Below are 8463 nucleotides of genomic sequence, written 5' to 3'. Positions count from 1 at the left end.
GTTCCTAACAGGGCTTACTCCTACAGCAAGATGGATAGTTTGGGATACAAAAAGGCAGTCCTAAGTTATGCAAATGTTGGTGCAACAAGCCTATTTACCACTGTGGAGGATCTCAGTCAATGGGCAATGAATTTCCAAGATCCAAAGATAGGTGACAAGAGTATTGTTGATAAGATGAATACCCTGGCAATTCTCAATAACGGTGATACTTTTGGTGGAGCATTAGGGCAGTTTGTGGGTAGCTATAAAGGTGTTCACGAAATTTCACATGGTGGTGCTGATGCTGGTTACCGCTCTTATTTGGCGAGGTATCCTGAACAGGATTTGGCTGTGATTGTTTTCAGCAACGATGGTTCCTTTAATGTAGAAGGATTGGCTCATGAGGTAGCTGATATTTTTCTGGAAGGTGTTGTGGAAAATGAAGGCTTGAAAAAAGCCGATGAAGTAATTGCCGAAGAAGAAATTGAAGTTGACTTAAATACGATTTTATACTACGTGGGTGATTATGAATTGGAACCAAATGTTATTCTTTCTATTAGGGAAAATGACGGAAATCTTACAGTCAAACCGACGGGGGAGCCGCTATTTCCTTTAAAGGCTATTTCTGAAAAAGAATTCAAGGTAGGCGATTTGGGATTCACGATTGAATTCCAGCCTGATAATGGAGGTAATGTTGAAAGCCTCATTTTAAATGCTTGGGATAATCCACGTGAAGCCAAGAAAACCGAATTATTTGACCTCTCTAGTGTCATCCTCAGTGAATATGAGGGTAGTTTTTACAGTGAGGAACTTTCAACCGAATATACCTTTGTATTGGAAGATGAAATTTTGGTTGCAAATCATAGCCGCCATTCAGACATCATTCTTGTTCCAATCAAGAAGGATGTTTTTTCCGGGAATAATTGGTTTTTTGGCCGGGCAGAATTCAAAAGGGATAGCTCAGGAAATATTATTGGAATGAAGGCATCTTCCGGTAGGGTACGGAACATTCATTTTGAGAAAAAAAAATAGATAGACCTTTGGCTATCCTCTTCAAGGTAAACCGCACCACAAAACCTAACCATAGATTATGAACCATTTTGGGTGTTTCAATCAATTCCATCCAATCACTCCAAAAGACTACCAGTTGCTTTCAGACAAACTCAAGCCAAAAAGTTTCAAGAAAGGAGAACAATTGGTAGTTCCCGGTCAAATCCAACAGGAGTTGTATTTTGTCAATAGCGGTGTGCAGATGTCATTTTTTGAGTCGGAGCGAAAGACCCATGTGATTGCCTTTACCTATCCACCGAATATCTGTGCCATTCCCGAGTCTTTTTCACTGCAACTTCCCTCACAAAGTTTTTTGACCTGCCTGACAGATAGTGAAATGGATTGTTTGGACTTTGATACTTTACAAAACCTGTTTGATGAATCCACAGCTATTGAAAGGCTGTTCAGGAAAATGACGGAAATGGTTTTGGCAGGTGTTCTCAAACGACAAATGGAACTGCTGTCCAAAACCATGGAAGAAAGGTATGTTGGATTCTGTAGGCGCAGCCCCCACTTGCTACAGCTTGTCCCACATAAATACATAGCATCTTATTTGGGCATAGATGCCACCAATTTCAGCAAGCTTTACAATCAGGTCAAATTCTGACCTTGGTCTATACCAAGATGAATGTTGATGGAATGGCTGACCTTTACATCAGTTTAAATTCCTATCTAAATCATCAGGTTATGACTGCAACCGAATTCCCTTGGCTCGATAAAACCGAATATCCTTTTCAGTCAAATTACTTTAATATAAATGGCCATAGACTTCATTTTATAGATGAAGGCAAAGGAGAAGCCCTGCTTTTTGTCCATGGTACGCCAACCTGGAGCTTTGACTTCAGGAAAATCATTAAAAACCTAAAGTCAGATTTCCGCTGTATCGCCCTAGATCATATTGGATTTGGACTGTCTGACAAGCCCAAGGAGTATGATTATTCCACCTTCAACCATTCTCTGACTTTGGAGAAACTTGCGTTGGCTCATAAACTGGACTCCATCACCCTGGTAGTCCATGATTTTGGAGGACCCATCGGTCTTAACTTTGCCATTCGCCATCCCAACCTTATCAAAAGAATCATTATCCTCAATTCCTGGCTGTGGAGCAGTGAAGGGGAGCCAGAGTTTGTCAGGTTCAGCAAAATATTGCGGAGTCCATTGTTGCCTTTCTTGTACAGGCGATTGAATTTTTCTCCCCGATTTATTTTGCCTAAATCATATGGTGTTCACAAACCGTCAAAGTCCATTTTGAAGCATTATACCAAACCATTTGCTGATAGATATCAGAGAAACGGTGCCCTTGCCTTTGCCAAATCACTACTTAATGACCAAGACTGGTTTGAGGAGTTATGGAACCAAAAGAGCCAAATTTCAGATAAACCGGTCTTGTTTCTATGGGGTATGAAAGACCCAATAATTACCCCCAAATATTTGGAAAAATTTGAGCAGGGCTTTTCCAAATCGAAAACAGTAAAACTTGAAGAAAGCGGTCATTTCCCTCAGGAAGAGGAGGCAGAAAAGGTGGTGAAGTCAGTTAGGGGATTTTTGGGTAGTTGAATTACTAGTCATTGAATTCTCAACTTTATCGGGCACGACAATTATTTCTCTCTCCTTTTATTTAAATTACCATTAAAGAAATCGTCTGGCCAATTTAAAAATACAATGAAACCTTTCATGCTATTTATCACACTGAGCTTTTTGACCTTATCCTGTCTTTTTGCCCAAGAAGATCAAAGTAGTCAGCAAATTGCCATCATAGCGTTAATTGATAATTATTCAAAGGCAAGGGAATTGCAGGATACAGTATTGCTAAAAGAAATCCTGATGCCGAATATCGATCAGTTGGTATCAACCGGGGAGTGGAGAATGGGGATGCAATCTGCCATTGAAGGCATGCAGCGGAGCGCTACAACCAATCATGGAACCCGGACCTTGACAGTGGATAAGATCAAGTTTCTTACCCTGGAAGTAGCAGTGGTTGACGCCAGGTATGTCATTGAAAATCCGGGTGCCGGAAAGAGAGAAATGTGGAGTTCGTTTCTGGTGATGCTCACCGATCATGGCTGGAAAATATCTTCCATCAGAAACATGTTGCCTACAGGATAAAAAATATATTTTTTAGTAAATTATGAAAAACATTAGCATGCCCAGGATAGTTTTTTGAAAAAAGTATAGAGATATTGTCGCCACATTATAGTCAGGAAGTAACCGGTAAGTATGACGATGATTCCTATGAACTATCTTCCCAAGGATTATCAATAGCCAATTTTTGGATCAAAATACTAGCAGAAGATGAAAAGTTTTTTTTAACCAAATTGAAGTCATGTACAGATTGATCAGAACCGATTCCCAAAATCCTGATTTTAAAAGACTCGTCAGTTTATTGGATGCTGAATTGGCCATTACAGATGGTGAGGAGCATGCTTTTTATGATCAGTACAATAAGATTGACAGCATCAGGTTTGTTGTGTTGGCGTTTCAGGGAGATGAGGCGGTTGGCTGTGGGGCGATTAAGGAATTTGATCCTCAGACCATGGAGGTAAAAAGAATGTATGTGGTCCAAACGGGAAGGGGAAAAAGTATTGCAACCGGCATTTTGGAAGACCTTGAAGATTGGGCAAAAGAAATGTCTTATTCCAGATGTATTTTGGAAACAGGAGTAAGGCAACCGGATGCGATAGCACTTTATAAAAAAAATGGCTATTCACTAATTCAAAATTATGGTCAGTATATTGGTGTGGAAAATAGCCGATGTTTTGAAAAGTTACTCTAAAAACAAATCAATTATTTACGCAATGATGCTAGAAAATTGGTTATTCAATTTAATCTTCGCCAGGAAACTAAAATGTCCATTACTTCGGACTTCCTGCTTCGGACTTCCTTCCTTTAATACTTTTTAAAGAAAACCAATTATGATGAAACATGAATATGATGTAATCATTGCAGAACATTATGCGGCATATAGACCGCCTCTGCACCAATTAATTCTAGATAAATGCCTCAATGAATATGATGAGTCGAAGTTCAAATTCGGGTTGGATGTTGGTTGTGGAACCGGGCAATCTTCAATTGCACTGATGGATTTCTGCGAAAAAGTCGTGGCCATTGACCCAAGTCCTGAAATGCTTGTGATGGCAAAATCCCATCGATTTATTACTTATAATACTTTTGATGGAAAAAATCTTGATTTTCCGGAGGACCAGTTTGATATCGTTACTTTTGGGGGTTCTCTGTATTATGCCAAGTCCCAAAAGCTGTTTGATGAAACACTTCGGGTGACCAAAAGAGATGGACTTGTTCTTATTTATGATTTTGAAATTGTAATGGATGAGATTTATGAGTTTATGGAAACCTTGGGGAATGCCACATTGAAGGAATATGATCATTGGATGGACTTTTCAGGTTTGGATACCTATGGGATTTCAAAACTGTTTACCCAAAAGGAACGGATAAAAATAAAAGTGGCACCAAAGGATATGGCCCATGTTCTTTTGGCAGAACACGGTGTATATCATGCATTGTTGTCCAAAAACCCTGATGATAAACCTTATGACATTATGCACGATATATTAAACAGCCGCAATTATAGCGAACTGCCAGTCAATATATTTTACACCTTATATCGCTGTGAAAAGTAATGGATTCCGAATTTTGATGGATGGCATGGAATTTCCACTAACTTTTACAAGATTTCAACTCCAAATAAAACTGATAGTTTTATTGCTCTATCTGAACAAGTTCACAATACATTGCATAGTCTATGAAATTCCAAGATTTATCTTTTACCTTCCTTAAATCACTGATTACTGTTTTTATCTTTTTTATTTTAATTAGCTGGTCCGATTATTCAGTTGCTCAGGAAATGAGTTTTGAGGAATACAATCCGCCTTCTACTCTTGTAGTTCCCCAACATCCATTAAAAAGGGCCAAGTTTCCATTTATTGATATCCATAGCCACCAATGGAATGTTGCACAGGAAACTGTACAGAGGTTGGTCAGGGAAATGGATGAAATCAATATGGGGGTGATGGTAAATCTGAGTGGAAGAGGTTTCTCAAGAGGTGGTGCCAGTGATACTGATCAGCAGGAATACATGTTTTCCATGATCAGAAGATTCAATGGTGTGGCACCGGGAAGATTCATTGTATTTACTAACCTTTCTTTCACAGACTTTGGAACAGAAAATTGGACTAAGAAAGCGGTTGCCGATCTGGAAATGGATGTACAGAATGGGGCCAATGGTTTGAAGATTTATAAAAGTCTCGGTTTTTCGGTAAAGGATATCAATGGAAAAAGGGTGCCTGTTGACCATCCCCATCTGGATCCGGTTTGGGCAAAGGCCGGAGAATTGGGCATTCCTGTCATTATTCACACCGCCGACCCGGAGCCTTTTTGGCAACCCTTGGATGCCAACAATGAAAGGTGGCTGGAATTGAAAATCAATCCCGGGCGAAAACGAAGTGATACCGATCCTGCGCCCTTTGACCAGTTGATCGCAGAGCAGCACCATGTGTTCAAAAAGCATCCTCAAACCACTTTTATCAATGCCCACATGGGCTGGATGGCCAATAACCTTGACAAGGCAGAAGCCCATCTGGAGGAGTATGCCAACGTTTATTTTGGGATAGGGGCAGTCATAGCGGAGTTTGGAAGACAACCACGCAGGGCCAAAGCATTTTTTACCAAATACCAGGACAGGATTCTTTTTGCAAAGGATGCTTACAATAAGGAAGAGTTCTACACCTACTTCAGAGTGTTGGAAACCGAGGATGAGTATTTTCCTTATTATAAGAAATACCATGCTTTCTGGAGCATGTATGGCTTGGGCCTCTCAGATGAAGTCTTGAAAAAAGTCTATTACAAAAACGCCATCAAGATCATTCCAAATATTGACACCAGCAGATTCCCTGATTAAATTATAGAATATCCACTTCTTAATCAGTAAATTCTTTAAACTTTCTTAGGGTTGGTTAAATAATCATAAGAGACAACATCGGTCATCCGACATCAAGCCTAGTGAAAGAATAGGAAATAGGTGAATAAACAACGTTGTGGTTATTTCATTAACTATATTCCATCAAACAACTCAAAACTTTCCAAATACTCGGGGATAATGGGATTCCAGTCCAATTCTTCTTTGAGTCTTGTTGACAAACTCTCAGCTGCTTCTCGTTCTCCGTGGACCAAAAAAGTCATTTTGGGTTTGTTTGTAAATCCCTCTGCCCATTCCATCAGTTCCTCCTGGTCTGCATGGGCAGATAGTCCTTCAATGTAAAAGGTCTTGGCTTTTACAGGGACATCTATGCCATATATCCTGACGGTTTTTTCACCTTCCAAAATTTTCCTGCCCCTCGTGCCTTCAGCCTGAAAGCCAACGAAAATAATACTATCCTGCTCGTTAGGCAATCTATTATATAAATGATGCAGGATACGTCCTCCGGATGCCATTCCGCTGGCAGAGATGATGATGGCATCCCCTCTGATCGCATTTAATGACATGGATGATTCCTGGGTTTGGTAATAGTGAAGTTTTTTATGGAGAAAAGGGTTGCAATCCTCTTCCTCCAATACAGGAGAGAGTTTGTGGTAATGCCCGAATTCCTTGTACATTTTGGTGACATTGATTGCCATTGGGCTGTCCACATAAATCGGGATATTAGGGATCTTTCCTTTTTGTTGAAGGAGGTGGAGGTAATACAGGATCATCTGTGTCCGACCAACTGCAAAAGCAGGAATGACCGCAACACCTCCGTTCCGGAAAGTCTCTCTGATGGCAAGTCCAAGTTCTTCTTCAGGTTTGTTTGTCAACTGCTTTCTGTTTCCATAAGTGGATTCCAACAGCAGGATATCCGCAAATGGAATCCTGACAGGTGGATTCATGATCGGGTCATGGTACCTGCCAAGGTCACCGGAAAAAACAATTTTCTTTTCCTGCGTTTGTCCTTTCACCTTTACTTTCAGGATTGCCGCACCCAAAATATGTCCGGCATTGAAAAAAGTGAATGATAAAGAAGGATTTATCCTTTCTTCTTTTTCCATCTCAATGGGCTGCAACAAAGGGAAAACCTTTTCTGCATCCTCAATGGAGTACAATGGCTGTGGTTTTTCGTGCTTGGAATATCCCTTTTTCTGTGCGTAGCTGGCTTCTTCTTCCTGTAATTTGCCTGAATCCTTCAATAGGATTTTGGTCAGTTCCATAGTGGGGAAGGTGCAGTATATGGGTCCGTTAAACCCTTCCTTCACCAATTTGGGAAGATACCCGGTATGGTCAATATGTGCATGTGTCAGGATGACCACATTGATATCGGAAGGGGAAATGGGGAATTTGTCCCAATTTCTTAATCTCAGTTCTTTTAATCCCTGAAAAAGTCCACAGTCAATAAGGATTTTATAATCATCAATATGGAGAAGGTATCTGGAACCTGTAACTGTTTTGGCTCCACCTAAAAACTTCAATTTTACCTGCATATTGTTCGGATTTATTGTTTCCTAAAAATACAAGAATATTTTAAGGTATGCAGTATGTTCAGAAGCAGGATTTTAATTAAAGTAGTATCAACATTTCAATTTAATTCCCTTATAGATTTCTTTTTCCTCTTAATTGAGAAAAGTATGTATTCTTGAAATACGTATTTCCAAGGGACAGCCACTATCGGGAGAGCTACCCATAAAAATGCAAAAGTTATGTCCTCTGCTTCAGACCCTATCAACTCATTTTTCATCCAAAGTGGATATGCTACCAAAAAAAGCCAAAGGATTTTATAAAAAATTTCCAGAAACAAAATCGGCAGCATTTTAAGCGGGTGAACTATACCTAAAAAGGCAAGTACTGAAAAAGATGCCCAAACACTCCAGGCTACAGCTTCTGTCGGTTGCCATTCCCCCTGGAAAGAGAGAATATAAGTCCACACATCTTTGCCCAATACAAAGAACATAAGGATATACAATAGTCGGAGAAGGTAAATATTGATTCTAGGAACTCCCTTCCAATTTTCGTGATCTGCTTTAAAATTACTTTTCATTTGTACGGTTATTTTTGAGTAAACAAATCAAAACGAACCAATAATAGAAAAATCGGGGCATCAATGACGACACCCCACTAGGTGTAGAATAAACCTTCGGCGGTGACTGGGTGAAGTTTGCAACTTCACCCTCATATTCTTACCAATTTGTAATTGGCCAATTACGCAGTTGAAGGTCAGCACCTGCCTCAAGTTAACTCTTGAAACACGAATTGCAAATTCTAATAGATAGAAAGGTGTAATTGCTCCCGACAGCTTTACGGGATACACCTAGCGAATTCGCCATTCTACGACCAGATGGTGAAAAACTATAACTTAATTTTACATCACTCCCAAAGGACTTTTTTTTAATTTAAATATAGAATACTTAAAAAAAGAATTGGAGCTGCTATTATTAGTAAATAAAATAATT

General features: G+C 39.7%; 9 protein-coding genes. 7 read left to right on the top strand and 2 right to left on the bottom strand.

All coding sequences use genetic code 11. The features are described 5' to 3' along the window. The 7 genes from ACEW8O_RS24835 to ACEW8O_RS24805 form a co-directional block, all read left to right on the top strand. Positions 1-1011, top strand: a 1011-nt coding sequence (locus tag ACEW8O_RS24835; protein WP_373497328.1) for a serine hydrolase, incomplete at its 5' end; no start/stop codon positions are given. Between the two features lie 58 nt (positions 1012-1069). Further along, entirely contained in the window at positions 1070-1636 is a 567-nt protein-coding gene (locus ACEW8O_RS24830) for a Crp/Fnr family transcriptional regulator (protein WP_373497327.1), read from the top strand. Positions 1637-1716: 80 nt separating this feature from the next. Further along, entirely contained in the window at positions 1717-2586 is an 870-nt protein-coding gene (locus tag ACEW8O_RS24825; protein ID WP_373497326.1) for an alpha/beta fold hydrolase, read from the top strand. A 105-nt stretch (positions 2587-2691) separates the two neighbouring features. Beyond that, a complete protein-coding gene (locus ACEW8O_RS24820) occupies positions 2692-3135 on the top strand; it encodes a DUF4440 domain-containing protein (RefSeq protein WP_373497325.1) in 444 nt (147 codons plus the stop codon). Positions 3136-3352: 217 nt separating this feature from the next. Next, positions 3353-3802 carry a GNAT family N-acetyltransferase gene (locus tag ACEW8O_RS24815; protein WP_373497324.1) on the top strand — a complete coding sequence of 150 codons (450 nt, stop codon included), beginning with the start codon at positions 3353-3355 and terminating at the stop codon, positions 3800-3802. A 139-nt stretch (positions 3803-3941) separates the two neighbouring features. After that, complete coding sequence (locus tag ACEW8O_RS24810; RefSeq protein ID WP_373497323.1) at positions 3942-4667, top strand: class I SAM-dependent methyltransferase; 726 nt, start codon at positions 3942-3944, stop codon at positions 4665-4667. A gap of 122 nt (positions 4668-4789) precedes the next feature. Further along, the gene (locus ACEW8O_RS24805) at positions 4790-5944 is read left to right on the top strand and encodes an amidohydrolase family protein (RefSeq protein WP_373497322.1); all 1155 of its coding nucleotides are present in this window, start codon (positions 4790-4792) and stop codon (positions 5942-5944) included. A 152-nt stretch (positions 5945-6096) separates the two neighbouring features. Here ACEW8O_RS24805 and ACEW8O_RS24800 read toward each other — a convergent pair whose 3' ends face one another. Next, positions 6097-7497 (bottom strand): MBL fold metallo-hydrolase RNA specificity domain-containing protein, encoded by a 1401-nt coding sequence (locus tag ACEW8O_RS24800; protein WP_373497321.1) that lies wholly within the window; start codon positions 7495-7497, stop codon positions 6097-6099. Positions 7498-7592: 95 nt separating this feature from the next. Further along, entirely contained in the window at positions 7593-8051 is a 459-nt protein-coding gene (locus tag ACEW8O_RS24795; RefSeq protein ID WP_373497320.1) for a hypothetical protein, read from the bottom strand. Positions 8052-8463: the final 412 nt, after the last annotated feature.

This window comes from Aquiflexum sp. (assembly GCF_041749095.1).
In the GTDB taxonomy this organism is placed as follows: domain Bacteria; phylum Bacteroidota; class Bacteroidia; order Cytophagales; family Cyclobacteriaceae; genus Aquiflexum.
The sequence above is the reverse complement of the archived record's forward strand: the minus strand, read 5'-3'. Positions and strand labels throughout refer to the sequence as shown.